Source organism: Nonomuraea sp. NPDC048826 (genome assembly GCF_043198225.1).
Classification (GTDB): domain Bacteria; phylum Actinomycetota; class Actinomycetes; order Streptosporangiales; family Streptosporangiaceae; genus Nonomuraea.
This window is the reverse complement of the sequence record NZ_JBICUQ010000008.1, coordinates 472191-498550: the sequence shown is the minus strand read 5'-3', so window position 1 is coordinate 498550 and position 26360 is coordinate 472191. Positions and strand designations below refer to the sequence as shown.

The window sequence follows — 26360 nt, the reverse complement described above, 5'->3', positions numbered from 1 at the left end:
TCGTCACCCGCCGGCGAGCCGCCACAGCGACGTGACTTCCGCGGCCCGCGCGGCGTGAAGCGGATCCGCGGCGTCCCTCGCCCGTGGATGCCGCGGCCGGGTGTCGGTCCTGTCCACCACGTACAGCCCCGCCGCCTCGATGTCGGCCAGCAGCTCACCGCGCGTCCTCAGCCCGAGGCGCTCGGCCAGGTCCGACAGGACGAGCCACCCTTCACCTCCCGGTTCGAGATGCGCGGCCAGTCCGTTCAGGAAGGCACGGAGCACCGTGCCGCCCGGGTCGTACACCCCCTGCTCCAGGACGGAGGTGGGCCGGGCCGGGATCCACGGCGGGTTGCAGACCACCAGGCCCGCGCATCCGTCCGGGAACAGGCCCGGCCCCACCACGTCGACGCACCCGGCGAAACGCAGCCGGCGGATGTTCTCGCGCGCGCAGGCCAGGGCACGCGGGCTGATGTCCGTGGCCACCACACGGCCGACCCCCCGGCGGGCCAGGACGGCGGCCAGCACCCCCGTACCCGTCCCCAGGTCGAACGCGGAACGGCGAGCCGGCTCAGGCAGCGGCGCCCGCGCGACGAGGTCCACATACTCGCCCCTGACCGGGGAGAACACGCCGTAATGCGGATGGATCCGAGCGTCGAGAGCAGGCACCTCCACGCCCTTCGTCCGCCACTGATGCGCCCCGATCACGCCCAGCAGTTCCGTGAGCGAGACGGCCATCGGCCCGGACGGCGGACCGTACGCCTCGACGCAGGCCCGGCGCACATCAGGGGCCCTGCGCAGGTCCAGGCCGTAGTCACCGTCCAGCAGGACGAGAAGCCTGCCCAGCACCCGCGCCCGGTGACCCCGGGCCCTGCGGTGCAGGTGGAACGACTCCGCCAGGCTGCCGCCCGGCCGCGAAGGCTTCCGGTCGATGCGACGGCCCATCGCCTGCAGCAACTGACGCGCCTGCGGGAAGTCGCCCCGCCACAGCAAGGCGGTTCCCTCACAGGCCAGGCGATAGGCGGCGTCGGCTCGCATCCGGTCGTCCGCGCCGACGACCCGGCGGGGAGGCGGTGTCGCGCTCTCGGAATGCCAGCGGGCGGAACAGGGGGTGTTCGTCCCGGTCGTCCAGTGGATCGTGGACACCACGTACTCCTCGTGATCGAAGGTGCGGGGGCACGAAGAGCACTTCGACGAGGAGCGGAGCGGATGTCAGGGCAGTCGGGCTACCGCTCCCCCGTCGAAGCGCGAGAGGAGACGTCACCGAGAACCATGCCGAGCGTCACGACCAGTCCTTTCAGGAGGGGTGAGTACGAGGCTCGCACAGCCCTCCGTCGGCGGGCAACCGAGCTTGGTGCCAGGGTTTCTTGGCTATTGATAGTTGATCTTGAACCAGCCGGGCGCCTTTACATTGTAGATCAACTTATCACGAGTGGGCAGCCCGGTCGAGGCCGAGGGTGGCGATGAGGTCCTCGTGCAGCTCGAACCAGACCCGGTGGCAGGAATCGACGTCCGTACGGTCGACCCACGCGCCATCCCCCGCCCGGGCGCGAGTCAGCGCCATGGCGAAGCGCCGGTCGTACCCGCGGAACCGGGCCAGGACGCTGCTCAGCCGCTCAGCCAGCGGCGCGAGCGCGCGATCGACGGCGGACAGCTCGCGCAGGACCGCGGCGTCCCAGGCGGGATCGGAATGGTCGTTGACCGCGAGCCGGTCCCCCGCGGCGGGCCGGAGCTGCCAGTCGGTGCACGCCTGTCGCAGGAGGGCGTTCAGCGGCAGGAACTGCCGGTACACGTCGTGGACCTCATCCGCGACACCCGCGTCCGCGAGTTCGGCCGCCAGCAGGCGTTCGTTCTCGGCCCGGCCCCGTTCGGTCAGCGACCAGCCGCCGGTGCCGGCGAACGAGGTGTGCTGAACCCAGCCACGCGCCTCGGCGTCGAGCAGCGCCTCCTCCGTCTCGGCCACGTCGAGCCCGTAACGGCCGGCGATCACGGGGGTGTCGGCGTACCCGGTGATGCGCACGGCGTGCAGGACCAGCAGGCCGGCCGGGGACTGGCGCGTCATGAGTCGGCGTCCTGCCGCGCCGCCAGCCGCATGAATCGCTGCTGGCAGGCCTGCGGCGAGTTGAACCCCATCGCCTGCGCCATCTGCGCCCAGGTCAGCCCGGCGCTACGAGCGGTGAACAACAGCGCGGACTCCAGCGCTTCGACCTCGGCGCGCGCCGCGGGCAGCAGGGCGAGCGCGCTCAGGATGTCGTCCGGACCGAGGTCGGCGTCGCGCCAGGCGGCGAACTCCACGAGATCGACCGCCGACAGCGGGACCGGCGGGGGCCGCCAGGGACGCGGGGCGAGCGCGTCGGCGCCCAGGCGCAGCAGGCGCCCGCGCGCGTCCTTCTCGCGCTGGGCCTGCTCATGGTCGGCGCGCGCCATGTCGGCGAAGTGCTCCTTGCGTGACATGCGACCGATGATGCAGACTCAACGGAACGTTGTCAATGTTTTGTTGAAGGATGGGATCGATGCTCGTACCGCTGAGCCAGGCCGTCGCCGGCACCTGCGGAGGCAAGGCAGGTGCGCTGGGCGTGCTGCTCCGAGCGGGACTGCCGGTACCCGACGGGTTCGTGGTCCCGTTCGTGGTCCCGTTCGCGGGCGGAGCGGGCGAGGCGGACGAGGCGGACGAGCTCGACGCGTTGACGCGGGCGCTGGCCCGGCTCGGGGACCCGCCCGTGGCCGTGAGATCGTCGGCGGCGGGCGAGGACACCGGCCGCGCCTCGGCGGCCGGCCAGCACGAGAGCTTCCTCGCCGTACGGGGAGCGGGCGAGGTGGCCGAGGCCGTACACGCCTGCCGGGCCTCTCTGTTCACCCCGCGGGCCGTCGCCTACCGGGGAGCCTTCGGCGACGCCGCACCCATGATGGCCGTCATCGTCCAGCGCCAGGTGGACGCGGAGGCGTCGGGGGTCATGTTCACCCCCGCGGAACCCGGCGGCGTCACCGACATCGAGGCGTCCTGGGGGCTCGGCCCCACCGTCGTCGGGGGCACGGTCACCCCCGACGCCTACCGGGTCGCCGCCGACGGGACGGTCGCGCGTACCGTCGCCGACAAGCGGACCCGGCTCGACCGGCACGGCGGGCGGCTCGTCACCCGCGAGGTGCCCGAGCCGTCCCGCACCCGGCCGGCCCTCGACGACGCGACCGCCCTCCGGCTGGCCGAGCTGGGCGGAGAGATCGCCGCCGTGCTCGGCGGGCCCCAGGACATCGAGTTCGCGATCGCCGGCGACCGGATCTGGATCCTCCAGTCCCGCCCCATCACCGCCCCTCCCCCACCACCGGCCAGGTCACTACCCGCTCACCCGTCACCCGCCGCGAATGGCGGGGGTGCCGTGGGCGGGCCGGGCACTGTGAATGGCGAGGGCGCCGCGAATGACCATGCCATCGTCAATGACCAGGGTGCCGCGGATGACCCCGGGATCGCGAATAAGCCGGGGGCCGTGAATGGGCCGGAGGTCGTGCTCGCCGGGACTCCGGGCAGTCGTGGGGCGGCCACCGGGGTCGCGCGGATCGTAAGAGGGCCCGCGGACTTCGGGCGGGTGCGGCCGGGCGACATTCTCGTCTGTCCCTTCACGGACCCTGCCTGGACGCCGCTGCTGCGGGTCGCCGCCGGGGTCGTGACCGAGATCGGCGGGGTGCTGTCCCATGCCGCGATCGTGGCGCGCGAGCACGGCATCCCCGCCGTCCTCGGCGTCGCTGACGCGACGGTCCGGCTGGACGACGGCGCGCCCGTCACCGTCGACGGCGCCACCGGCACCGTGACGACGAGGTGACCGGGACTCCGTACGGATCCGCAGCCGAGGAACCCGGCACCAGCCACCCGGGACGGCGGAGGTCGGTGCAGGCCGGGCACCGGTCGGGAATTCCTGGTCCCGGGGGTTGGATGTGACCGGCTTGTGCCGCCTCAGCTCTGGCGCAGGCCCGCGATGAGGAGTGTGACCATGCGGCGGGCGTCGTAGCGGGGGTCGTCGGCGCCGATGCAGAGGTTGCCGACGCCGCGCATGAGTTCGAGGGCGTCCTGGCCGGGGCGGATCTCGCCGGCGGCGGCCGCGGCTTCGAGGAGCCGGGCGCACACGGGCACGAGGCGGTCGAGGAAGTAGGCGTGCAGTGCCTCGAACCCGGCCTGGTCGGACCGCAGGACGTCGGCGAGCCCGTGCTTGGTGACCAGGAAGTCCACGAACTGGTCGATCCACCGCCCGAGCGCGGCGTAGGGCGTGGGCCCGGCCTCCAGGAGAGCGGGTCCGGCCTCGGCGCAGGACTCGATCTGGTGGCGGTAGACGGCGATGATCAGATCCGCCCGGGTCGGGAAGTGGCGGTAGATCGTGGCCGTCCCGACGCCCGCCTCGGCCGCGATGTCGCGGATCGGGGCGTCGACGCCTGAGGTCACGAAGACCGCGGCGGCCGCGTCGAGCAGGGTCTTCTCGTTGCGCCGCGCGTCCGCCCGCTTGGGCCGGGCCGCCCGGCCCGCGGCTCCGTCGTTCATCAGGCTCTTCCCTCCGGGGTTGCTAAACGGGACAGTGTCCCGTATCGTCAAACGGGACAGTGTTCCGTTTATTCATTCTGCCAGAGCACGGAGCTGTCGGCCACCTCATGCCGCCGTCGCCACACCGCGCGCCGGCCGCGTTCAGCCCATCGAAAAGCGAGGAAGAACCCCTCATGAGCATGTCAACCATGACCGTGCCGGTCGTCTCGGCGAAGCCGGTCACGCTGCCCGCCCCGGGCCGCGGCACGGAGCTGCGGGTGCGCGTGTCCGCGCCCGCCGACGGCCGCGACCTGCCCGTCGTCGTCTTCTCGCACGGGTTCGGCGAGTCCATGGACGGGTACGCGCCGCTGGCGGACTACTGGTCCGCCCACGGCTTCGCGGTGATCCAGCCCACCCACCTGGACTCCAGGACGCTGAACCTTCCCCCGGACGACCCTCGCACCCCGTCGATCTGGCGGATCCGGGTCGAGGACCTGAAGCGCGTGCTCGACGGGCTCGACCTCGTCGAGGCCGCCGTTCCCGGGCTCGCCGGGCGGCTGGACCGGGGCCGGATCGCGGTGGCCGGTCACTCCTGGGGCGCGCAGACGGCCAGCGTGCTGCTGGGCGCGCGGGTCCTCGGCCCCGACGGCGGCCCCGGCGAGGACCTGTCCGATCCGCGCGTGAGGGCGGGCGTGCTGTTCGCCGCGCCCGGCCGGGGCGGCGCCGACCTGACGCCGTTCGCCGTCGAGCACCTGCCCTTCATGAACCCGGACTTCTCCGGCATGACCACGCCGGCCCTGGTGGTCGCGGGCGACCGGGACCAGTCGCAGCTGTCCGTCCGGGGGCCGGACTGGTTCACCGACCCGTACCACCTGAGCCCCGGCGCCAAGAGCCTGCTCACGCTCTTCGGCGCGGAGCACTCGCTGGGCGGGATCTCCGGCTACAACGTCACGGAGACAACGGACGAGAGCCCCGAGCGCGTCGCCCTGATCCAGCGGCTCACGCTGGCCTACCTGCGCACCGCGTTCGACCCGGGGGACCCGAACTGGGCCGAGGCGAGCGCGGAGCCGCTGGGGCGCCTGGAGTCCAGGTGAAGCCCGCCTACTTCTTGATCGCCTCGCGGACGGCCGGGACGATCTCCTGGCCCCAGCGGGCCAGCACGGTGAGATCGGGGGCACCGTGGCCGCCGGCGAAGAGCGTGAAACCCGCCGCGCCGTGGTCGAGCACCGCTCCGGTCAGCTCCTCGACCCACTGCCCGGTGGAGCCGCCGATCCAGCGGCCGTCGCGGTCGCGGGTGGCGGCCAGCGGCCGGTCGGTGATGCGGCCGGGGAGGTTGTAGACGGTACGGATCGCGCCGGGGTCGCGGCCGGCCGCGACCGCCGCCTCGTCGATGATCGGCCGCGAGGTCCGGTAGCGGTCGCTGAGCCAGTCGGCCGCGTGGCCGGGGATCCAGCCGTCGGCCACCCTGCCGGTGACGGCGAGGGATCGCGGGCCGACCGATCCGGTCCACACCGGGGGCGCGGCCACGGGGGCGGGCTCGATCTGGTGGACCCGGTAGTGGCGGCCCTCGTAGGTGACCGGGGGCCCGCCGCCGGACAGCAGCTTGACCAGGACGATCGCCTCCTCGAAGGCGTCCACCGCGTCGGCCGGCGACATCCGGGGCACGCCCAGGTCGACGATGCGGTCCCACAGCCCGCCCGCGCCCATGCCGAGCACGATCCGGCCGCCTGACAGCGCCGACAGCGAGGTCGCCATCTTGGCCAGCATCGGGGCGGGCCTGGTCGGCAGGTTGCTGACGTTGACGAGGCCGGAGAGGCTCCGGGTGCGGCCGAGGATGAAGCCGAGTGCGGCGTAGGCGTCGAGCCAGCCGCCGATGTAGGGGTGGTCGGACAGCGACAGGTGGTCGAGCCCGTCCTGGTCGGCCTGCGCGGCCATGCGCTCCAGTGCGGGGATGTCGTCGATGCCGGAGTGCGCTCCGAAGCCGAAGACGACGTCGAGTGCGGACATGATGTGCCGCCTTCCTGGGACACGAAAAATCAGTTCGTACTACGAACCATATTAGTTCGTAGTACGAACTTCAAATCAGCGGGCCGGATCGGGCTCCAGGAAGACGATCGGGACCTTGTTGTCCGCCACGACGCGGCCGAGCAGCGCGCCGAGCGTGTCACGCTCCGCCGGGCCGAGCCCGGTGATCAGCCTCTCGACCCGGCGGCAGGTCTCGGCGTAGAACTCGGCGGCGAGCTTGGCGCCCCGCCCGGTGAGCGCCACCGTCACCGCCCGCGAGTCGGTCGGGTCGGGCTCGCGCCGGACCAGGCCGTTACGCTCGGTGCGGTCCACCAGCCCGGTCAGGCTGGACTTGGCCAGGCCGAGCACCGTGCCCAGCTCGCCCATGCCGTAGGACTGCCCCATCAGGACACAGAGCAGCTGGCCCTGCTGCTGGGTGATGCCGTGCTCGCGGGCCGACTCCACGTAGACGGCGTTCACCAGAAACGTGGCCCGGACCAGCCCGGCCACGGGCCCCATCGGATCGTCGACCTGCTCGTTCACCGGCCCAGGATAACAAATTCGTGGTACGAACTACCCTTTCCTGGAAAGGGCCGGGCGGCGGCGGTGGACGACGTGCGGCCGCCACAGGTACGCGACCGGCGCGGACCAGACGTGCACGAGCCGGGCGAACGGCCAGATGGCGGCGAGCACCCAGGCCGACATCGCGTGCAGCAGGAAGACGAGCGCGCGTGGCGCCGCGGCGCACCCGCGGGCTGGTGAGGCGGCGGACAACCGAAGTCCCCGGTCAGGGGCCGATCGGCCTGTGGCCGGGCTCCACCGGGTCGAGCACCTCGAACGCCCTTCGGCGCGGCACCCGCGGGACCGGCCGCCCGTACCCGAGCCTGATCAGCATCTGCACGTGACCCAGCGGCCCGGCGCGGTTGCCGGAGTGCGGCGCGGGGCGCAGGTCGAGCGGCTGGCTGAACAGCGACGCGGCGACGCCGCGCGCGGTCGCGGTGAGCAGCACCCGCTGCAGCGCCTGCCCGGCGCGCAGCCAGTCGAGCGGCCCGTCGCCCCTGGTGAACAGGGCCGCGAGCTGCGGCTCCCGCTCGAAGTCGGCGACCGGCGCGCGGCCGCGCCCGCCGCCCAGGCCGAAGTCGCGCAGGGGCGGCGTGCCGTGCCGGGGGCGGGGGCCGAAGGCGTGCTCGGGCACCCCGTCGCAGTCCCGGCCCGTCCAGCGGGCCAGCTCGGCGCGGTAGCGCTCCTCGGCGGCCAGCGTCGCCTCGGCCATGCCGATCATGTCGAACACCCGCCGCGCGGTCCTGCCCTTCACCTTGACGAGCGTGGCGCCCTCGTCGTGCGCCGCGTGCACCAGGTCGGTGAAGACCTCCGCGGGCAGCCGGCGGCCGTCGAAGGGGAAGCGGTTGGTGCGCCGGTGCGGGATCATCTCGTACAGCAGCCGCTCGTCCTGGCCGGGCGGGTCCGCGGGGGTGGCGCGCACGACGGCCAGCAGGTCGGGGCGGCGGGCCGGGTCGGGCAGCGTCTCCACCAGAGCGGCGTGCCCGGTCGCCCGGATCGCCAGGCGCAGGTTGTACAGCGCCGCGCCGCAGCTGACGCCGAGCCCGCGGCCCAGCGGATCGGTGACCACGAGCAGCCGTTCAAGGTCGGCGTAGAGCTCCATGGTCGCCTCGTCGACGCAGCGGAAGCGCCACGGCTGGGTGTTGTGCACCGACGGCGCGGCGGCGGCGGCGTTCACCATCCTGCTCACGCCGCCGGGGGTCGCGAACGGCAGTTCCCGTGGCCCGGCCTCGGGGACAGCGCCGAGCTCGGTCATCGGGACACCTCCGGCGCGGGGATGACAGCGGACATGGAGATAACATCCCGCGCCCCGAGGCGCCCACGTCAGGGACGAAAGTCCCCTGGCCCGCGGCCGATGGGCCGTACCGGGCCCGGTCCGTTGCCGGCCGGTCGTTATACCCTGGCACCATGACCGCGAGCGACCTCGCCAATCTCGTCCATCTGCGGCGGGCGCGCGATCTGATCGACCGCGAGTACGCGCGCCCGCTCGACGTGCCGACGCTGGCCCGCCACGCGCTGATGTCGCCGGCCCACTTCTCCCGGCAGTTCCGGGCCGCCTACGGCGAAACCCCCTACAGCTACCTGATGACCCGCCGCATCGAGCGGGCGATGGCGCTGCTGCGCGCGGGGGTCAGCGTGACCGACGCGTGCATGGCCGTCGGCTGTACCTCGCTCGGCTCGTTCAGCTCGCGCTTCACCGAGCTGCTGGGCGAGACCCCGAGCGCCTACCGCGCCCGGGAGCACCACGACGTGACCTCGATGCCCCCGTGCGTGGCCAAACTGCACACCAGGCCGATCAGAAACGTGCCGAGCAGGATCTGAGAAGCGCGGCGCGAACCCGCCGCCTAACGTCGGCCCTATGACAATCGCACTCCACTACTGCCACATCACCGTCGACGACGTGGACGCGGCACTCACCTTCTACCGCGACGCGCTCGGCCTGGAGGTGCGCAACGACGTGTCGGCCGGCGAGTTCCGCTGGGTCACCCTCGGCAGCGCCGACCAGCCGGGCGTGGAGATCGTGCTCTCCGAGCCGCACGCGGGCCGGTCCCAGGCCGACGGCGACGCCCTGCGGGAGCTGCTCCTCAAGGGCGCCCTGCCGATGGTCGTGCTCCGCACCGACGACCTCGACGCGACCTTCGAACGGATCCGCGCCTCCGGCGCCGAGGTGCTGCAGGAGCCCATCGACCAGCCCTGGGGCCCGCGCGACTGCGCCTTCCGCGACCCGTCGGGCACCATGGTGCGGATCCAGCAGGAGACGAAGGGCTGACCGTCACGGGGTGACGTGGGCGGCGAGTTCCTCCTGGTAGGGGAAGCTGCCCGGCTGGTAGCCGCACCAGGGCTCCTCGCCGAAAACGTCCCCGGTGCAGGCGTAGGCGCGCGAGCGGGACCCGCCGCAGACGGTCCTGAACTCGCACCCGCCGCAGCGCCCTGACAACCGGTCGGGGTCGCGCAGCGCGTTGAACAGCGGCGCCGTCCGGTAGATCTCAGTCAGCGGCTTCTTCCGTACGTCGCCGCAGCTGATCGGCAGGAAGCCGGACGGGTGCACGGTGCCGGTGTGGGAGACGAACACCAGGCCGCGACCGGCGTTGACGTCGATCGGCGGGCGGCGGACCCGCCGGTCCTTGATCAGCCCCGCCCGCCGGGCGCGCCGGCGCAGGTCGCGGTAGAGCGGGCCGAGCCCCAGCTCGGCGACGTGGTCGGCGCCGCGCTCCGCCAGGATGAGCCGCTGGACGGCGACGCGCCGGAAGTGGTGGGCCTCGGTGGTCTTGACCGGGATCACGGTGCCGAGATCGTAGAGGAAGTGCAGCACGTCCTCGGCCTCGCGCGGGCTCAGCGCGGCGAGGGCGCGGCCGCGGCCGGTGGGCACCAGGAAGAAGACGCTCCACAGCATGGCGCCGTGGTCGCGCACCAGCCGGGCGACGTCCGGCAGCTGGGAGAGGTTGCCGCGGGTCACCGTGGTGTTGATCTGCACCTTGAGCCCGGCTTCCCGGGCCGCGCGCCAGGCGGACAGCGTGCGGGAGAATACCCCGTCGTAGCCGCGGAACTCGTCGTGGCGGGCGGCCGTGGCCGCGTCCACGCTGATCGAGATCGCCGCCGCGCCGGCCTCGTGCAGCCGGGCGAGGTTCTCCCGGGTGAGCGCGGGCGTGGCCGAGGGCGACACGGCGGGGGCCAGGCCGAGCTCACGCCCATGCCGTACGAGGTCGAACAGGTCGGGGCGTTCGAAGGGGTCGCCCCCGGTGATCACGAACAGCGGGGCGGGGCGGCCGAAGGCCGCGACCTGGCCCATCAGCTCCCGCGCCTCGGCGGTGCTCAGCTCGCGGGGGTCGCGGTCGGGCTGGGCCTCGGCGCGGCAGTGCAGGCAGGCCAGGGGGCAGGCCCGGGTGGACTCCCAGATGACGATGAACGGGGCGGCGGCGACGTCGCGGCGGGCCCGGCGCAGCGGCCGGGACCCGGGGACGTGGTCGATGGTGGTCAACGCGGACTCCTGCGCGGTCTAGGGGGCCAGGGCGATGCCGGCGGCGATCAGCGCGACGCCGGTCGCGGTCAGCAGCGTGCCCAGGCCGATGACCAGCGTGGTGACCTGCCACGCCTGGTAGGCGTTGAGCAGTGTGGCGCGCAGCATCTGGCCGGTGAAGGCCGTCTGCCGCAGCGCCGTCAGCTTGTCGTCCCCGTCGGGCGCGGCCATCAGCTCGGCGCTCACCTGCGCGTAGGTGCGGCCGCCCGTGGCCGTGCGCACGTTGTTCCCGATCACTTCGGCGAAGTCGCGGGCCTGGGGCCCGGTGACGACCGGCCGTCCGGCGAGGCTCGCGGGCACTCCCCTGCCGGGGAAGCTGATCCCCTGGTCGCGTAGTTCCCGGCCGATCCGGGCGCGTCCTCGCACGCCCTGGATCGCCATGACGGGTCCCGACAGCACCATCGCCGCGCCCACCGCGCCCAGCAGGGTCACCGCTGCTTGCAGCATGCTCACGTGTCGCTCCTGAGGTCATCACGCTGGTGAGCCCGGCGTCGGCCGGACCCGACCCCAGATTTCCGGCACCCGCCCCTGTCACGGCAGGGACCAAAGTCCTCGCGGCGGCGTCCGATGGACCGTTTCGCCGGTGCGGCTCTTGCGCGAAGGAGCGATCGTCTTCTAAGTTATGCACCGTAACTAAGGTTAGGCTTACCAAAGGACAGCACGTGAAGACTGGCGGGCGCACGGCGACCTTCGCCCTCGGCGACATCGTGGCCGCCGGGGTCCGCATCGGCCTGGCCGAGCTCACCGTGCAGAAGGTCGCCGACGCGCTCGGCGTCACGACCGCCGCCGTCTACCGGCACGTGCCGAGCCGATCGGCGTTGGAGAACCTGGTCGGCGAGGCGATCCTGGCGGAGCTGACCCTGGCCGACGATCCGGCCCACTCCACCGCGGAGCACCTGGTCTCCTTCGGCGCGCAGCTCCGGCGGTTCGTGCTGGCGCACCCGGGCAGCGCCGACTACTTCCAGCGCCTCTTCCCGCGCGGCGCCTCCGGGGTACGGCTGCTGGAGACGCAGGTCGCCGCCCTGGGCCGCCGGGGCTACGACCCCGCCGCCGCCACCGTGCTCAGCTCCGCGATCGCCACCATCAGCCTCGGCCTGGTCGTGGCCGAGGAGTCCCGGACCGCGCACGGCCGGGACGAGCCGGGCGGCGCCGGCGAGGCGCTCGCCGCCATGACCGGGTCCCCGGTGCTGCGCGAGGCGCTCGCGGGCATCCCTGACCACACCGCCGACGACTACTTCGTCCTGCTGCTGACCGCGGCCGCCGACGGGCTGGCCGCCCACCTCCCACCCGGCCGGCCGGTCGGCTCGCTGACCCTCCGGCACCCCTTCACCACTTGAGGAGAGCACCACTGATGGCACGCCGGGGATACGCCGGGGCCATGGCGAAGACGTTCGGCGCGGTGGAGCACACGCTCACCGTCGTCGGCGTCGAGGACATCACCCCGCACTACCGCCGCATCACCTTCCACGCCCCCACCCTCTTCGACGGCCAGTCCTTCGAGCCCTCCGCCTGGGTGCGCCTGTGGGCGCCCGACCCAGACGGGAGCGGGCGCGAGCACCAGCGCGGCTACACCCTCGTCGAGCCCGACCCGGACAACCAGCGGGTCGGCCTGGAGTTCCTGCTGCACGAGCCTCCCGGGCCGGCCTCCGCCTGGGCGGCGGGGGTGCGGACCGGCGACACCATCCAGGTCACCCGCTGGGCGTCGGGGCACTTCGCGGTGCCGGACCCGGAGCCCGAGGGCTACCTGCTGATCGGCGACGCTGCGTCGGTGGCCGGGATCAACGCCATCCTGGCCGCCGTGCCCGACACCACCCCGGTCGTGGTGCTGCTGGAGCAGTACCACGACGAGGACTCGGCGATCCCGATCACCCCGCATCCGCGTGCCACGGTCGCCTGGCTGCCGACCACCGGCGATCCCGGCGTGCTGGCGCGGGCGATCGGCGAGCGCGACTGGTCCGACTGGTACGCCTGGGTCACCGCGGAGTCGGCCGCCACCAAGGCGGTGGTGGCGCGGCTCAAGGAGCACGGCTTCCCGCGTACCGACGTCAAGTCCCGCGCCTACTGGGTCAAGGGCAAGGCCATGGGCACGGACCGGCAGCAGGCCGCCGAGGAGGCCGCGCCGGCCAAGGAGACCGTGCCCGAGGAGACCGTGCCCGTGGAGACCGTGCCCGCCGAAGTCGGCCGGTGGCGGTCGCGGGCCGGGGCGCGCCTGCTGGCGCCACTCCGTTCCCGCTTCATCCTCGCCGGCGTGTTCCAGGGCGTGATCTCCCTGCTCCAGCTGGCCCCGTACCTGCTGCTGGTGGAGCTCTGCCGCCGGCTGCTGGCGGACGGCGCCGGGGCGGCGGGCCTGGCGGACCTGGGCCTGCTCGCCCTGGTCCTGATGGGCGCGGGCGCGGCGGCCGCGGGCGGGCTGGCGCTGGCGATGCACGTGGTGGACGCCCGGTTCGGCCACCACGTGCGGATGACCGTGGTGCGCAAGCTGTCGCGGCTGCCGCTCGGCTGGCTCACCGAGCGCAACTCGGGGACGGTCAAGCAGGCGGTCATGGACGACACGGCCAGCGTCCACTACCTGGTCACCCACGCGGTGATCGACGTCGTCGCGGCGGCGGTGACGCCGATCGCGGTGCTGTGCTACCTGTTCACGGTCTCCCCCGGCCTGGCCGCGATCCTGCTGGTGCCGCTGCTCGCCTACCTCGTCCTGGCCGCCCGGATGGTCCAGGGCTCGACCGCGCAGCTGGCGCGCTTCACCGTGTGGGAGAAGCGGGTCTCCGCCGAGGCGGTCGCCTATCTGGACGGGCTGACGGTGGTCCGTGCCTACGACGCGGGCCCGGCCGCGGGCTTCCGCGCGACGCTGGACGAGCGGGCCCGCTTCCTGGACGCGTGGCAGCGCCCGCTGACGGGCCGAAAGACCCTGGTCGACCTGGTCACCCGCCCGCTGACCTCACTTCTGGTGATCATCGTGGCGGGCGGGCTGATGCTCGCGGGCGGTCTGCTCGCCGCCTCCGACCTGCTGCCGTTCCTGCTGCTCGGCGTGACGTTCGGGTCGCAGTTGCTGGCCGTGGCGTACGGGATGGGCTCGATGCGCGACGCCAGGGCGGCGGCCCAGCGGATCGGCCTGATCCTCGACGAGCGGGAGCTGCCCGAGCCCGGGCGGCCGCGGACGCCGTCCGGCCACGCGGTCCGTTTCGAGCAGGTCTCCTTCGGCTACGACGAGCGCCACCCGGTCGTGTCCGGCATCGACCTGGAGCTCGCCCCCGGGACGGTGACGGCGCTCGTCGGCCCGAGCGGCGCCGGCAAGTCCACGCTGGCCGCGTTGCTGGCCCGCTTCCACGACGTGGGGTCGGGCCGCATCACGATCGGCGGCGCCGACCTGCGCGAGCTGCCCCTCGACGAGCTCTACCGGCGGGTGGGGTTCGTGTTCCAGGACGTGTCGCTGGTCCGCGGCAGCGTGCACGACAACATCGCGCTGGCCAGGCCCGATGCCTCCCGGGCGGAGGTGGAACGGGCGGCGGCGGACGCGCGGATCCACGACCGGATCGTCCGGCTGCCGCAGGGATACGACACGATCCTGGGCGAGGAGATCAGCCTGTCCGGCGGCGAGGCGCAGCGGCTCACCATCGCCAGGGCGCTGCTGGCCGACCCGCCGGTGCTCGTCCTCGACGAGGCGACCGCCTTCGCCGACCCGGACTCCGAGCACCGCGTGCAGCAGGCGCTGAGCCGCCTCGCCGAGGGCCGCACGGTCCTGATGATCGCGCACCGCCTGCACACCGTCACCGGCGCCGACGCCATCGTGGTTCTCGACGGCGGCCGCGTCGTCCAGCGCGGCACGCACGAGAGCCTGCTCGCCGCCCCCGGTCTCTACCGGGAGCTGTGGAACGCCGCCCAGGTCACCCAGGAGGTCTCGGCATGATCAAGCGAACGCTCCGCCTGGCCGGCGACCGCCGCGCCGTCGTCCGCTACCTGGCCCTGCTCGCGCTGAGCACGACGGTCCGGGCCGGCGCCATCCTGAGCCTGGTCCCGCTGCTGAGCTCGCTGTTCTCCCCCGCTCCCGGCGACGCGGTGCCCTGGGTCGTGACGCTGGCCGCCCTGGTGGCGGCGGGCTGGGCGATCGACTACCGGCTGGCCGGGGCCGGCTTCGCCATCGGCTTCGACCTGCTGTCCGGCATCGAGGGCCGGATCGCGGACCGGCTCCAGCGCATCCCGCTGGGCTGGTTCACGGCCGAGCGCCGTGCCGAGGGACAGCGGGCACTGACCTCCTCGGGGCGGGAGCTGTGCCAGGGCATCGCGAACCTGCTGACGCCCGCGGCCGGCGCGCTCGTCGTGCCCGTGCTGATCGGTGTGGGCCTGCTGTTCGTCGCCTGGCCGCTCGGCCTGGTGGCGCTGGCCGCCGCGCTGCTGCTCATGGGCACCGTCTGGGCGAGCCTACGTTCGCTGAACGCGGCCGACGACGCCTACGCGGCGGCGTCCAGGGACGCGGGCGAGCGCATCATCGAGCTGGCCCAGGTGCAGCAGGCGCTCCGGGCGGCGGGCCGCACCGGGACGGACGGCTCGGCCGTGGCCGCCGCGCTCGACAAGCAGCGCGGGGCGACGCTGCGCCTGATCGGCTTCAGCCTTCCCGGCCAGGTGATGTTCGGCCTGGCCACCCAGGCCGCCCTGCTGGGCCTGGCCGCCACCGCTGTGGTCCTCGGCCTGGACGGCCGGCTCGGCGCGCCGGAGGTCATCGCGCTGATCATCGTCTCGGTGCGCTTCGTCGAGCCGTTCCTCACGCTGGCCGAGCTGTTCCCCGCGATGCAGGCCATGCGCGGCACGCTCGCCCGGGTGCACGCCCTGCTCGACGCGCCGGTGCTGGGGGGACGCGAGCAGGTGACGCCAGACCCGGCCGCCCCCGCGCTGGAGCTGCGTGACATCCGGTTCGGGTACGAGCCGGGCCGCGAGATCCTGTCCGGGGTCTCGTTCACGGTGGCGCGCGGCACCACCACGGCGGTGGTGGGGGCGTCGGGCGCGGGCAAGAGCACGCTGCTGGCGCTCATCGCGCGCTTCCACGAGGTGGACGGGGGCGGCGTGCACGTCGCCGGGCATGACGTGCGCTCCTACGACCCGCCGGCCCTGATGCGGCAGCTGGGCATCGTCTTCCAGGACGTCTACCTGTTCGACGCGAGCCTGTGGGACAACATCCGCCTCGGCAACCCCGGTGCCGGGGACGAGGAGATCCGGCGGGCCGCGTCGGCGGCGCAGCTCGACGAGGTGGTCGCCCGTCTGCCCGACGGCCGGCAGACCCGGGTGGGCGAGCGGGGCGCGGCGCTGTCCGGCGGCGAGCGCCAGCGGGTGAGCATCGCGCGCGCCCTGCTCAAGAACGCGCCGCTGCTGCTCCTGGACGAGGCCACCGCCGCACTGGACACCGGGAACGAGCGCGCGCTCGTGCACGCCCTGGAGGCGGGCGGCGGCGGGCGCGCCACCGTCATCGTGGCGCACCGGCTCAGCACCATCGCCAGGGCCGACCAGATCGTGTTCCTGCACGAGGGGCGGGTGGCGGAGCAGGGGTCCCTGGCCGAGCTGCTCGCCCAGGACGGCAGGTTCGCGGCCTACTGGCGGCAGCGCGAACAGGCGGCGGGCTGGACGCTGGCCGCGCCCCGCGGCTGACGGCCCGGGGTCAGGAGGCCGTCGGCTGGGTGGCCAGGTCGGTCACCCTGATGCCGAGCTCCGGCACGATCGGCTCCTCCGCGGCCGCCCGCAGGACGTCGGCGAGCTCCCAGGAGGCCACCGCGTCGCCCCGGAAGGCCAGGGCCCGCAGGCCGGGCGTCTCCCCGGTGGCGAGCACCAGGTCGGCCCCGCTCGGCCAGGTGAAGCGGGAGATCCCCTCCGCCAGCGGGGTCTCGGCGCCGCCGAGGACGTCGCGGAGCACCCGGCGGGTGAGGTCCCACCGCGCCACCTGCCCGGCGACCGCGGGCAAGGACGCCTGGGCGACGCCTTCCCCGCCGGGGTCCGGCCACGGGGGCGCCGGGTGCATGCCGGGCAGGTCGGCGGCGAACTCGTCCAGCAGCTCGCCGGCCTGCGCCAGCTGCACGAGGAAACCCAGCCCGGTGTCCTTGGGGTGCAGGAACGCCTCCTGCCACTGGTCGTAGTCCAGGTTGACGAGGATGGGCTCGAACCCGGCGGCGCGCGCCGCGTCGAGGCTGACCCGGATGTCGCGCACCTTGAACGTGATGTGGTGCGGACGGGCCGGCGCGCCGGTGGCGTCGAGGAAGCGGCGGACGAACGAGGACGGGTCGGCCCCTGGCGCCAGCAGCTCGACGCGCATGTCGCCGGCGTACTCGATCTGCGCCGGGCTGAAGGCGATCTGGTCGAACCCGCTGCGCCAGCGGCCGCCGAACCGGCCGGCGAGGACCGGACCGGCCTGGGCCCAGGCCCGCACGGCGAGAGCGACATGATCCAGCGCGTATGCCGTCATGGGACCCCTGATATCAGACGAAAATCGTCTTTTGGACGCTAGAGCGGAGATCCTGACCGTGTCAAGAACCGGATTCCCGGTGGTGGACGGCGGACAGCACGAAGTCCACGATCTCCTCGACCAGGGCGCCCTTCCGCGCGGCCAGGGCGGACGTCTGGCCGATCGGCGTGGAGAGGAACCGGCTGGTCAGGATGCCGGCGACCGCGTCCAGGACGAGCGCGGGAGAGGTGCCCGCCGGCAGCTCGCCGCGGTCGATGGCGGCGACCACGACGGCGCGGCCGATCCGGATCCGCTCGCGCTGGAACGACTCCAGCGCCTGCCCGAACAGCTCGGGGTAGACCCGGGCCTCGATCTGGGCCCGCAGGTAGACCAGGCCCTGCGGCTCCAGGTAGCTGTCGAGGATCTCGCCCGCCATCTGGATCAGGTTGTCCCGCAGCGATCCGGCCGTCTTCTCCTCCGGATGCGGCGGCAGCCCGGTGGCCAGGGCGGCGACGATCAGCCTCTCCTTGCTCCCCCACTTGCCGTAGAGGGTGGCCTTGCCGACGTGGGCGCGGCGGGCCAGCACGTCGAAGCTGAACCCGGCCCAGCCGACCTCGCCGTACAGTTCGAGGGCCGCGGCGTGCACGCGGGTCTCGAGATCGGGGTCCGGCGGACGGCCTCGTGCGGTCACGCGCTCAGTGTGCCAGACCGCGTGATCATCGCCGGAGGAGCTCCGCCAGATGCACGCCGCGCCGACCGGGCAGCTGACCGGCCTGGGTCCGGCACGAGAAGCCGTCGGCCAGGAACACCGCGCCGGCCTCGGCGCGCAGCGCGGGCAGCAGCGTGTGTTCCGCGACGGCGACAGAGACCTCGTAGTGGCCGCGTTCCATGCCGAAGTCGCCCGCCAGGCCGCAGCAGCCGGCGAGACTCACCGTACCCGCGCCCGGGCCGGACCAGTGATCGCGCCTCAGCTTTCCCGGTGGCGGGCGATGACGTCGATCTCGACCAGCATGCGCGGGTCGAGCAGGCCGGCCACGACCACGGTCGTGGCCGCCGGTCCGCCGTCGGGGAAGAGCTCGGCCTTGACGGCCGCGTAGGCCCGGTAGACGTCCGGATCCGTGACGTAGCAGATGATCTTCACCACGTCCGCGAGCGCGAACCCGCCGGCCCTGAGCAGCGACTCGACGTTGGCGAACGCCTGCCTGACCTGGGCCTCGGGGTCGCCCTCGCCGACCAGCCGGCCGGCGAGGTCGAGCGCGCACTGGCCGGACAGGAAGGCCAGGTCGTCGTCGACGACCAGTTGCGACATGCCCGGGAAGGTCAGGGCGGCCGTGGGGTTGACGACTCTGCGCGCCACCGCGACCCGCTACTTCACCGCACCGCGGATCGCGGCGCCGAGCGCCCGGATGCCGCGTTCCAGCTCCTCCTCGCCCACGTGGCTGTACGCCAGGCGCAGGTAGGTGGCGCTGTCCGGCCGCGTCGCCTCGTTCATGAACCGCTCGCCCGCCCGGAAGCTGACCCCGGCGGAGGCGGCGGCCTGCTGCGCCTTGTCCCAGTCGACCTGTTCCGACAGGCGCAGCCAGAGATAGAAGCCGCCGTCGGGCAGGTCGAAGGTGACGTGCGGGGCGCAGTGTTCCGTCACGGCCGCCGCCGCGATGTCCCGCTTGCGGCGGTAGACCGGCAGGACCGAGTCGATGTGCGCGTCGAGGTGCCCGCGGGACACGAACGCGGTCATCGCGCGGGCCGTCCACTGGCTCACGCCGAGGTCCTGGCGCACGGCGGCCAGCGCGGCGATGACCTCCGGCGAACCGGCCATCCAGCCGAGCCGCAGCCCGGGGGCGACGATCTTGCTGAAGCTGTGCGACTGGAAGACGCGGCCGTCGCGGTCCATCGACAGCAGGCTGGGCACCTCGGGACCGGACAGCCGCAGGTCGGCGTAGACCGCGTCCTCCAGGATGAGCAGGTCGTGCCGCTCGGCCAGGCTCATGATGCGCCGCCGGCGCTCCTCGCTGGTCGTGTAGCCGGTCGGGCAGCTGTAGGACGCGACGATGTAGAGCATCTTGGGCCGCACCCCGTCGGCCCGCATCCGCTCGAGCGCGCGCTCCAGGTCGTCGGGGTCGAGCCCGTCGACGTCCATGGCGACCGGGTACGTCCGGGCCTTGCGCATCTCGAAGTAGCGCAGCGCGTACGGGAACGTGGCCGACTCCACCAGCACGCCGTCGCCCTCGTCCACGAGCGCGTTGATGGCCAGGCCGATGGCCTGGACGGAACCGGAGGTGAGGGCGATCCCGTCGGCGGTCAGGTTGGCCCGGTCGTTCTTCCCGCCGAGCCAGGATGCCAGCGCGGTGCGCAGGTCCCGGTTGCCGAGCACGAGTTCCTCGTACGTGGCGAGATAGCGGAGCTTGTCGTCGGCCGGGTCCCAGCCCATGGAGATGTATTCGAGCGCCCGCCCGGAGTCGCGGTCGAGCACTTCCTGGTGGAGCGCGGCCAGCGTGGCGATCGGGAAGGTCTCCTCGGCGGCCAGGCCCTGGTCGAAGTTGAACGTGACGGGCACCGGCGGATCGGGGAAGAAGAGCGGCGGCCCTGACCGGGCGATGTCGGAGTAATGGCTGCGGGCGTCGAATGTCACGGCGGCCTCCCAGGTGGGCACGCGCAAGCTGAACCTCATCATATATAAGATTAGGTTCATTGTTAAAACAAGCCCACAGTTCGGAAAACTGCGCTGTCAGGGCGTCCAGCCCAGGAACGCCTCACCCGCGCTCATCGCGCACCACCAGAAGGCCAGCGAGACGACGGGCACCAGCAGCCCCCACGGGGAGCGGGCCCGCACCGCCATGACGGCTGCCGCCAGGAGGGCCAGCCACACCGCGAACAGCGCGATGACCGCCCAGAGCGGGGCCATGAGGCCGCTGGAGGTGTAGAAGGGCACCAGGGTGCAGAGATGACCGGCCAGCCCCAGCCAGCTTGCGACGCGGCGCGCGACCGTACCCATGGGGGTTAAGATCCCACGTCCGGATCACGATCGGATGTCGGACCCGGACGTGGGATCAGCCCCGCCCCGCCCTCCGGACCAGCAGCCAGATGAGGTAGCCGCCGCCGATCACCGTGGTGACCACGCCGACCGGCAGCGCGATGGGCGCGAACACCACCTGCGCGCCGAGGTCGGCGGCCAGCAGCAGCACCCCGCCGGTCAGCGCCGCGGGCAGCAGCGCCACCCCCGCCGTCCCGGCGAGCAGTCGGCCGATCTGCGGCGCGGCCAGCGAGATGAACACGATCGGCCCGGCGACCGCCGTCACCGTGGCCGTGCAGCCGACGCCCGCCACCACGAGCAGCAGCCGCAGCCGGTTCAGCCGCACGCCCGAGGTGACGGCGAGGTCGTCGCCGAGCGCGGTCTGGTGCATGCCGGGCGACAGCGTCATCAGCAGGATCGCCAGCGCGCCGACGACGGTGAACGGCAGCGCCAGCTCCCCCCAGTCGACCCCGTTCAGCGAGCCCGCGCTCCACCCTGTCGCCGCCATCGCGATCTCCAGCTCGGCCCGCAGCACGATCCACGTGTTGAGCGCGGTCAGCATGGCGTTCATGGCGATGCCGATGACGATCAGCCGCATGCCGTTGAGCCCGGAGCGCAGCGACAGGAAGTAGATCACCGCGGCGGTGGCCATCCCGCCCGCCACGGAGCTGACGGCGAGCTGCGCCGGGGTGCTGCTGAGCACGGTGATGGCGAACAGCGCCCCGGTGTAGGAGCCGGCGTCGAGGCCGATGACGTCCGGGCTGCCGAGCGCGTTCCTGGTGAGGTTCTGGAAGATCGCCCCGGCCAGCCCGAGCGCGGCGCCGAAGACCAGCGCGGCGGCCACCCGGGCCAGCCGCCAGTCGCGGATCACCACGACGGAGTCGCCCTGCCCGGCCAGGGCCGCGAGCACCTCCGCGGGATCGGACCAGGAGGCGCCGAAGCACAGGCCGACGAAGCCCAGGACCAGCGCCGCCGCCACCAGGCCCAGCGACACCAGCAGCGGCCGCCGCCCCATCCTGATCGAGTACGCGCCGGCGCGCAGCACGAGATGACCGGTCATGATCGCACCATCCCGCGGCTGCGTACCGCCCAGATGAGCACCGGCGCGCCGAGGAACGCGGTGACCACGGCCACCGGCACCTCCCCCGTGGGGAGCAGGACGCGCGCGGCGATGTCGGAGACCAGCAGCAGGATCGGCCCCAGCACCATCGTGTAGGCCATCAGCCACGGGATCGACGCGCCCGCCACCCGGCGGGCCAGGTGCGGCACCATCAGCCCGAGGAACGCGATCGGCCCGGCGGCGGCCGTGGCCGCCCCGGCGAGCAGGGTGACCAGCACGAGCACGCCGAGCCTGGTCCGCGTGACGTGCCCGCCGAGCGCCTTGGCCACCTCGTCGCCGAGGACCATCGCGTTCAGCGGCCTGGTGATCGCCACGGCGCCTGCCAGCGCCACGCCGATCGTCACCAGCGCCGGTGTCAGCGGCTGCTGCTCGTGCCCGGCCAGCGCGCCGACGGCCCAGAACCGGTGCCGGTCGAACACGTCGGGCACCAGGAGCCGGATGCCGAGCGAGATGCCCGCGAGTACGGCGCTGAGCGCCACGCCGGTCAGGACCAGCCGCAGCGGCGAGGTCGAGCCGACGGCGTAGACGGCGACCGAGGCGAGCACGGCGCCCGCGAAGGCGAGCCCGAGCTGTCCCGCCGCGCTGTCGGCCAGGCCCAGCAGGGCGCCGAGCACGATGGCGAACCCGGCGCCGGAGGTCACCCCGAGGATGCCCGGCTCGGCCAGCGGGTTGCGGGTCAGCGTCTGGACGAGCGTGCCCGCGGTGCCCAGCGCCGCGCCCACGCAGATCCCGAGCACCGTGCGCGGGACCCGGATCCCGCGCACGATCACGTGCTCGTCGGTGCCGGCGTAGGCGGTGAAGGCCTGCCAGATCTCGGCGGGCGGGATCGCCTGCGCGCCGACGGCCAGGCTCGTCACCGCGACGGCGAGAAGGAGCACGAGGGCGGCCAGGAGCACGGCCGCCCGTCGTCGATCAATCCTCAAGCCCCGCGACTCCACGCTTCCAGTAGCCGGTGAACAGCGCGTCCATCCGCCCCGCGCTCCACCGGCGCAGCGGCTTGATGTCCCCCGCCTCCCCGGCGGCGAACAGGAACGACGGGACCTGCGGCAGTGTCAGGGACCGCACCGTGTCGGCGAGCGAGGACCGCCCGTCCTCGCGGACGAGCCAGGTCACCTCCGCCCCGGCCCGCTCGGCGAGCGGGTAGGCGTGCTCGGCCGGGTCGTCGGTCTCGATCACGAGCTGCGCGGAGACGTCCGCGGGCGACTCCTCCAGCCACCGCGCCGCCGCCGGCAGGGCGGTGGCGTCGACGGCGAAGACGTAGTGCCCGTACGAGTGCGGGAACGCCTTGGCGCCGGGCGGCCCGGCGACCGCCACCTCGTCGCCCACCGCGACGGTGGCCGCCCAGGCGGCCGCGACGCCGCCCTCGTGCAGCACGATGTCCAGATCGAGCTCGCGGGCGCCGGCGTCGTACCGCCGGACGGTGTACTTGCGGGTGGTGACCGACGGCTTGGGCCAGTCGAGCATCAGCTCGTCGTTGGGCACCGGGAGGCGGCGGGTGCCGTCCGGGTCGGGGAAGACGATCGCCACGTGGTCGTCGGCCTGGTAGCTGTGGAAACCTGCCAGCTCCGGGCCCTTGAGCGTGAGCCGCAGCATGCGCGGGGTCACCAGCTCGCGGGCGACGACCGGGGCCGTGCGGATCCCGATCGGGTAGCCGACGCGGACCACGCCGGCCCCGTTCCTGTGGTGCTCGGCGACCCGCGCGGCGGGATCGCGGCGCTCGATCCTCATGACTGGAGCAGCGGTGCGAGCACCTGGTCGACGGCGTCCAGGGTCTTCATCGCCGACTCGTAGGTGGCGGCCTCGGTGTAGCGGATCGGGAAGACCTTGCCGGCCTTGACGGCGGGCAGGCCCTTCCACAGCTCGGAGTCGAGCACGTACTTCACGGCCTCGTTAGGCGTGCCGTCCTGCTGGACCGTGTAGGTGATGGCGTCGGCCTCGCCGAGGCTCTTGGGCAGTTCCTCGATCGACGGGTACTCCGAGACGTCGGCCGCGTTGCCGCCCTTCTCCTTGACCTCGCCGTAGTAGGTGATGCCGATGTCCTGGGCGATGCTGGTGCCCCACGACCCGGCGAACTCCCGCTGGAACGTGCCATCCGCGATCTCGCCGTACGCGCCGACATGGCCGAACTTCAGGCCCGCCAGCACGTCCTTGTACTTGGCGGCCAGTTCGGCGGCCTTCTTCTCGTACGCGGCCTTGGCGGCGCCGAAGTTGTCCACGCGGCCGGCGGCGTCGGTCTGGCGCTGCGACAGCTCGCGCCACGCCGACGGCATGGTCGGGCCGATCACGGCGACCGGGGCGATCGACTCCAACCGGTCCATGTCGACGTCCACCAGGGCCGGCTTGGGCACGCCGATGATGATCAGATCGGGCTTGACCTTGGCGATCGCCTCGTAGTTGGTCTCGGCGGCGGTCTCCCCCGCGATCTTCTCCAGGCCCTCGTACGTCTTCAGGTCCTCCTCGGACATCAGCGGCAGGCCGCGCTTCCAGGTGGAGATGCCGACCAGGGCGGCGTCGGCCTCGATCAGCACGGGCACCGCGTACCCCGTCGCGACGACCCGCTTGGGGTCGGCGGGGATGGTGATCTCGCCGTTGTCGGCGGCGAAGGTCCGGGTCGCGGGGGCCGCGGCGGCCTGCTGCTCGCCGGACTCGGCCGCACCGCAGCCGGTCGTCAGGGCGAGCGCGAGGGCGACGGCGCCGGCGGTGCGCCAGGGCAGTGCAAAACGCATGGGAACAGTCCTCGGAACAGATGAAAGGCCAGGCCATGAGTTGGCCGAGGCATGGTTAGGCTACCCTTACCAAGGATGCTGGTGATGTCGATGGGAGGTCAGCTGATGTCGATGAGAGGCCACACCGTGTCTCTCGCGGAGCCGCGGAGCGCCGATCCGCTCCGGTGCGAGGAGTACGCCTACGGTCTCGGCAGGCCCACCGGCGTCCTGGTGCTCAAGTACCGTTCGGCGGGCGTGCTGGAGTTCGGCGAGAGCCGGGAGGACTTCCTCCACCAGCTCTACTGGTCGCCTGACGGCGTGCTGTCGACCCGGTACGGGACGCAGGGGCAGTTCGTGGGCCCGCTCGAGGCGTTCTGGGCGCACCGCGCGGTCACCCACGAGGTGCGCGCGGCCGACCGGCAGACGGTCTACCGGATGTGCCTGCGTGAGGTGCCGCAGGGGCTCGACGGGCTGCGGGCCGGCCCGGTGTCCCTCGGCCCGGAGATCGGCGGGCTGATCGAGGCCATCTGCCGTCCGGGATACGACGAGGACGCCGCCCTGGAGGCCCGGGCCCGCATCATGGCCGGGCTCACGGCCGCGGCCGCCGAGCCGGCGGGCGGTCACGGCGCGGGCGGCGGGTTCGCGCAGACGGTGGTGCGCGAGCTGTCGCACAACCCGGGCGAGAGTGTGCGGCTGGACGAGTGGGCGGCGCGGCTGCACGTCAGCGTGAAGACGCTGCAGCGCGACTTCGAGCGCGAGTTCGGCATGTCCTACTCGCAGGTGCGCACCAAACTGCGGTTGCGCACCTCGCGCGTGCTGCTGGAGAGCCGGCCGGTGACGGAGGTGGCCCGCCGCGTCGGCTACTCCAGCCCTTCGGCCTTCATCACGGCCTTCGTCAAGGAGTACGGCTACACCCCCGGCCGCTACGGCTCGGCCCGGCCGGAGTCAGCCGCCTCCTGACGGCGGACGCGGGTCAGGGCAGCAGGGCGCGCGCCAGCGCGGTGCCCTCCCCCGGCGCGACCGGCTCCTTCAGGAACACCGGGCCCTGCGACATGAACCGGGGCCTCGTCCCCCGGTGCTCGTCGGCGGCGTGCACGGTCAGCGGATGCACCAGATACATGTCGCCCGGCACCCCGGTCGCGTACGCCACCGGGCGGTCCTTCGAGGCCTCGTCCAGCAGCGGCCCGGCCTCGAACGGGTCGAGCACCCGCTCACCCAGCGCCCGGGCGGCGTCACGGTGGGAGCCGACCCGGATGCGGGTCGGCGCGTCGTCCTCGCCCACCTCCGACAGCAGCACGAGCAGCAGCATCGTCTCCGGCCGGCCCGACACCGCCCACGAGCCGTCCGGCAGGGCCACCGACGCGTCGACGTGCCAGCCGCGGTCGTCGGCCGCCGCCTTGCCGGGGAAGCGGATCGGCATGTTGCCGAGCGAGCCGCGCGGCTGCCACCCGCCGGTCCCGGCGATCTCGTCCAGCGCCTGGTACAGCCGGGGGCTGCGCGCCATCTCGCCGAAGGGGCCGTGACCGGCGAGGTCGGCGGTCCACACCACCGGCTGCTCCCACCCGGACGGGTCGTCGGGCGACAGGCCGATCAGCTGCCACACCAGCGCCTCCGCCACGTCACCCACCTCACGTGGCACGGCCGCCTCCAGCTTGGCGAAGCCCTCGGCGATGAATCGGTCGATGTCCACGATCGTCATGCGGGCCACACTAACGACGGCGTCCAGCGATTTTTCAGGACACCTTGGACGAGGGCGCCGTCCAGGTGTTGCACGACCGCGGGTCCTTGGCGCGCCGGCCCTTGTCGAGCCAGGCGGCGATGGTGCGCCCCTTGCCGTGCGAGCGGACCTCGGACTTCTCGTCGCCGCTCGCCCGGGTCAGCCTCATGAGCACGTCCCAGTCGGCCGAGGTACGGTCCAGCGAGGTCCAGACGCTGCCCATGAAGACCCCGGACAGGCACTCGGCCTGCAGCTCCAGGCGGCGGAGCTGCTCGTTCAGCTCCTTGTCGTTCCGGTACGGGTGACGATGGTAGGCCCGGTCGATGCCGGTGAGCTCCTGCACGTGATGCCCGTACTCGTGGGAGATCACGTTGAGCAGGAGCAGATCGGACGGGTCGTCGAGCAGGTTGTCGTCCAGCAGCACGAGGAAGCGCCGCTCGGCGGGACAGTACATCGCCGTGGCCTCTTCCCAGGGGGTCTTGCAGAAGCCTGGGCTTGGTGATGAACCCGATCCTGGCCTTGGCGAAGGGCAGCCGGGCCCGCTTGAAGTGGGCGCCCCAGGCCTTGTTCAGACAGTCGAGCGCCGCCGTCAGGTAACGCTTGGCGGCGGCGACGTCTCCTGACTCGACCTCCCGCTCCGGGCACGAGCTCGTCGGGAGCTTGCCGGTGCGGTAGAGCTTGTTCGCGGTCAGGTCGCCCCTGTGGTGCGACCCCCCCGCACGGATCTTCGGGACCTTCCCCTAGAGGGGGAGGGGATAGGTCCGGTGGTGGGATGTTTGGTGCGGCCTTGTACGGGCTGCTGGCGGCTCTGCCTCG

29 protein-coding genes and 1 pseudogene are annotated in these 26360 nt (G+C 73.1%); 8 read left to right on the top strand and 22 right to left on the bottom strand.

Annotated elements, in window-relative coordinates; translation table 11 throughout:
• Positions 1–3 precede the first annotated feature (3 nt).
• From ACGFI7_RS30050 to ACGFI7_RS30040, 3 genes are all read right to left on the bottom strand, one after another.
• Positions 4–1125, bottom strand: coding sequence for a methyltransferase (locus tag ACGFI7_RS30050; protein WP_393410320.1), 1122 nt, complete (start codon positions 1123–1125; stop codon positions 4–6).
• Between the two features lie 280 nt (positions 1126–1405).
• On the bottom strand, positions 1406–2041 hold the full coding sequence (locus tag ACGFI7_RS30045; RefSeq protein WP_393410318.1) for a transcriptional regulator: 636 nt from the start codon (positions 2039–2041) through the stop codon (positions 1406–1408).
• Positions 2038–2433, bottom strand: coding sequence for a DNA-binding protein (locus tag ACGFI7_RS30040; RefSeq protein WP_393410315.1), 396 nt, complete (start codon positions 2431–2433; stop codon positions 2038–2040). Before ACGFI7_RS30040 ends, ACGFI7_RS30045 begins: the two co-directional genes overlap by 4 nt.
• 59 nt (positions 2434–2492) lie before the next feature.
• Here ACGFI7_RS30040 and ACGFI7_RS30035 point away from each other — a divergent pair, with 59 nt between their 5' ends.
• The gene (locus tag ACGFI7_RS30035; RefSeq protein WP_393410313.1) at positions 2493–3794 is read left to right on the top strand and encodes a PEP/pyruvate-binding domain-containing protein; all 1302 of its coding nucleotides are present in this window, start codon (positions 2493–2495) and stop codon (positions 3792–3794) included.
• Positions 3795–3925: 131 nt separating this feature from the next.
• Here the strand turns inward: ACGFI7_RS30035 and ACGFI7_RS30030 are convergent, their stop codons facing one another.
• Positions 3926–4504, bottom strand: a complete 579-nt coding sequence (locus ACGFI7_RS30030) for a TetR/AcrR family transcriptional regulator (RefSeq protein WP_393410310.1) — start codon at positions 4502–4504, stop codon at positions 3926–3928.
• A gap of 173 nt (positions 4505–4677) precedes the next feature.
• On the opposite strand from ACGFI7_RS30030, the gene ACGFI7_RS30025 reads away from it, so the two are divergent.
• Positions 4678–5577: an alpha/beta hydrolase family protein gene (locus tag ACGFI7_RS30025; RefSeq protein ID WP_393410308.1), complete on the top strand. Its 900-nt coding sequence runs from the start codon at positions 4678–4680 to the stop codon at positions 5575–5577.
• Between the two features lie 7 nt (positions 5578–5584).
• Here ACGFI7_RS30025 and ACGFI7_RS30020 read toward each other — a convergent pair whose 3' ends face one another.
• The 4 genes from ACGFI7_RS30020 to ACGFI7_RS30005 form a co-directional block, all read right to left on the bottom strand.
• Complete coding sequence (locus ACGFI7_RS30020; protein ID WP_393410306.1) at positions 5585–6490, bottom strand: LLM class flavin-dependent oxidoreductase; 906 nt, start codon at positions 6488–6490, stop codon at positions 5585–5587.
• Positions 6491–6565: 75 nt separating this feature from the next.
• The gene (locus tag ACGFI7_RS30015) at positions 6566–7030 is read right to left on the bottom strand and encodes a MarR family winged helix-turn-helix transcriptional regulator (RefSeq protein WP_393410303.1); all 465 of its coding nucleotides are present in this window, start codon (positions 7028–7030) and stop codon (positions 6566–6568) included.
• Between the two features lie 30 nt (positions 7031–7060).
• Complete coding sequence (locus ACGFI7_RS30010; RefSeq protein WP_393410301.1) at positions 7061–7261, bottom strand: respiratory nitrate reductase subunit gamma; 201 nt, start codon at positions 7259–7261, stop codon at positions 7061–7063.
• A gap of 13 nt (positions 7262–7274) precedes the next feature.
• Positions 7275–8303, bottom strand: a complete 1029-nt coding sequence (locus ACGFI7_RS30005) for an Acg family FMN-binding oxidoreductase (protein WP_393410299.1) — start codon at positions 8301–8303, stop codon at positions 7275–7277.
• A gap of 152 nt (positions 8304–8455) precedes the next feature.
• Here ACGFI7_RS30005 and ACGFI7_RS30000 point away from each other — a divergent pair, with 152 nt between their 5' ends.
• On the top strand, positions 8456–8869 hold the full coding sequence (locus ACGFI7_RS30000) for a helix-turn-helix transcriptional regulator (RefSeq protein WP_393410296.1): 414 nt from the start codon (positions 8456–8458) through the stop codon (positions 8867–8869).
• 37 nt (positions 8870–8906) lie between these two features.
• Positions 8907–9317 (top strand): VOC family protein, encoded by a 411-nt coding sequence (locus ACGFI7_RS29995; protein WP_393410293.1) that lies wholly within the window; start codon positions 8907–8909, stop codon positions 9315–9317.
• Positions 9318–9320: 3 nt separating this feature from the next.
• Here the strand turns inward: ACGFI7_RS29995 and ACGFI7_RS29990 are convergent, their stop codons facing one another.
• Positions 9321–10526 (bottom strand): TIGR04053 family radical SAM/SPASM domain-containing protein, encoded by a 1206-nt coding sequence (locus ACGFI7_RS29990; RefSeq protein ID WP_393410290.1) that lies wholly within the window; start codon positions 10524–10526, stop codon positions 9321–9323.
• An 18-nt stretch (positions 10527–10544) separates the two neighbouring features.
• On the bottom strand, positions 10545–11018 hold the full coding sequence (locus tag ACGFI7_RS29985) for a hypothetical protein (protein ID WP_393410287.1): 474 nt from the start codon (positions 11016–11018) through the stop codon (positions 10545–10547).
• A 209-nt stretch (positions 11019–11227) separates the two neighbouring features.
• Between ACGFI7_RS29985 and ACGFI7_RS29980 the strand changes: the two genes are divergently transcribed.
• From ACGFI7_RS29980 to ACGFI7_RS29970, 3 genes are read left to right on the top strand one after another with little or no spacing between them, the layout of a single operon-like run.
• Positions 11228–11902, top strand: a complete 675-nt coding sequence (locus ACGFI7_RS29980) for a TetR/AcrR family transcriptional regulator C-terminal domain-containing protein (protein WP_393410284.1) — start codon at positions 11228–11230, stop codon at positions 11900–11902.
• A gap of 14 nt (positions 11903–11916) precedes the next feature.
• On the top strand, positions 11917–14475 hold the full coding sequence (locus ACGFI7_RS29975) for an ABC transporter ATP-binding protein/permease (RefSeq protein ID WP_393410281.1): 2559 nt from the start codon (positions 11917–11919) through the stop codon (positions 14473–14475).
• Positions 14472–16205 carry an ABC transporter ATP-binding protein gene (locus ACGFI7_RS29970; protein WP_393410278.1) on the top strand — a complete coding sequence of 578 codons (1734 nt, stop codon included), beginning with the start codon at positions 14472–14474 and terminating at the stop codon, positions 16203–16205. The genes ACGFI7_RS29975 and ACGFI7_RS29970 overlap by 4 nt, the downstream gene beginning before the upstream one ends.
• 10 nt (positions 16206–16215) lie before the next feature.
• Here ACGFI7_RS29970 and ACGFI7_RS29965 read toward each other — a convergent pair whose 3' ends face one another.
• The 10 genes and pseudogenes from ACGFI7_RS29965 to ACGFI7_RS29920 all read right to left on the bottom strand — a co-directional run bounded on the left by ACGFI7_RS29965 (position 16216) and on the right by ACGFI7_RS29920 (position 23848).
• Positions 16216–17013, bottom strand: coding sequence for a VOC family protein (locus ACGFI7_RS29965; RefSeq protein WP_393410275.1), 798 nt, complete (start codon positions 17011–17013; stop codon positions 16216–16218).
• A gap of 61 nt (positions 17014–17074) precedes the next feature.
• Entirely contained in the window at positions 17075–17683 is a 609-nt protein-coding gene (locus tag ACGFI7_RS29960; protein ID WP_393410273.1) for a TetR/AcrR family transcriptional regulator, read from the bottom strand.
• 25 nt (positions 17684–17708) lie between these two features.
• Positions 17709–17930, bottom strand: a pseudogene (locus ACGFI7_RS29955) (hypothetical protein); the annotation flags it as partial.
• A gap of 29 nt (positions 17931–17959) precedes the next feature.
• A complete protein-coding gene (locus ACGFI7_RS29950) occupies positions 17960–18349 on the bottom strand; it encodes a RidA family protein (RefSeq protein ID WP_393410270.1) in 390 nt (129 codons plus the stop codon).
• A gap of 9 nt (positions 18350–18358) precedes the next feature.
• Positions 18359–19621 (bottom strand): PLP-dependent aminotransferase family protein, encoded by a 1263-nt coding sequence (locus ACGFI7_RS29945; protein ID WP_393410268.1) that lies wholly within the window; start codon positions 19619–19621, stop codon positions 18359–18361.
• A 96-nt stretch (positions 19622–19717) separates the two neighbouring features.
• The gene (locus ACGFI7_RS29940) at positions 19718–19984 is read right to left on the bottom strand and encodes a hypothetical protein (protein ID WP_393410265.1); all 267 of its coding nucleotides are present in this window, start codon (positions 19982–19984) and stop codon (positions 19718–19720) included.
• Between the two features lie 55 nt (positions 19985–20039).
• Positions 20040–21062 (bottom strand): FecCD family ABC transporter permease, encoded by a 1023-nt coding sequence (locus ACGFI7_RS29935; protein WP_393410263.1) that lies wholly within the window; start codon positions 21060–21062, stop codon positions 20040–20042.
• Positions 21059–22045: a FecCD family ABC transporter permease gene (locus ACGFI7_RS29930; RefSeq protein WP_393410261.1), complete on the bottom strand. Its 987-nt coding sequence runs from the start codon at positions 22043–22045 to the stop codon at positions 21059–21061. Before ACGFI7_RS29930 ends, ACGFI7_RS29935 begins: the two co-directional genes overlap by 4 nt.
• Positions 22035–22850 (bottom strand): siderophore-interacting protein, encoded by an 816-nt coding sequence (locus tag ACGFI7_RS29925; RefSeq protein WP_393410259.1) that lies wholly within the window; start codon positions 22848–22850, stop codon positions 22035–22037. The genes ACGFI7_RS29930 and ACGFI7_RS29925 overlap by 11 nt, the downstream gene beginning before the upstream one ends.
• Positions 22847–23848 (bottom strand): ABC transporter substrate-binding protein, encoded by a 1002-nt coding sequence (locus tag ACGFI7_RS29920; protein WP_393410256.1) that lies wholly within the window; start codon positions 23846–23848, stop codon positions 22847–22849. The genes ACGFI7_RS29925 and ACGFI7_RS29920 overlap by 4 nt, the downstream gene beginning before the upstream one ends.
• Positions 23849–23932: 84 nt before the next feature.
• On the opposite strand from ACGFI7_RS29920, the gene ACGFI7_RS29915 reads away from it, so the two are divergent.
• Positions 23933–24787: a helix-turn-helix transcriptional regulator gene (locus ACGFI7_RS29915; RefSeq protein ID WP_393410255.1), complete on the top strand. Its 855-nt coding sequence runs from the start codon at positions 23933–23935 to the stop codon at positions 24785–24787.
• Between the two features lie 13 nt (positions 24788–24800).
• Here ACGFI7_RS29915 and ACGFI7_RS29910 read toward each other — a convergent pair whose 3' ends face one another.
• Both ACGFI7_RS29910 and ACGFI7_RS29905 read right to left on the bottom strand, forming a co-directional pair.
• A complete protein-coding gene (locus tag ACGFI7_RS29910) occupies positions 24801–25526 on the bottom strand; it encodes a phytanoyl-CoA dioxygenase family protein (protein WP_393410254.1) in 726 nt (241 codons plus the stop codon).
• 34 nt (positions 25527–25560) lie between these two features.
• Entirely contained in the window at positions 25561–25998 is a 438-nt protein-coding gene (locus tag ACGFI7_RS29905; RefSeq protein ID WP_393410253.1) for a neutral zinc metallopeptidase, read from the bottom strand.
• Positions 25999–26360 lie beyond the last annotated feature (362 nt).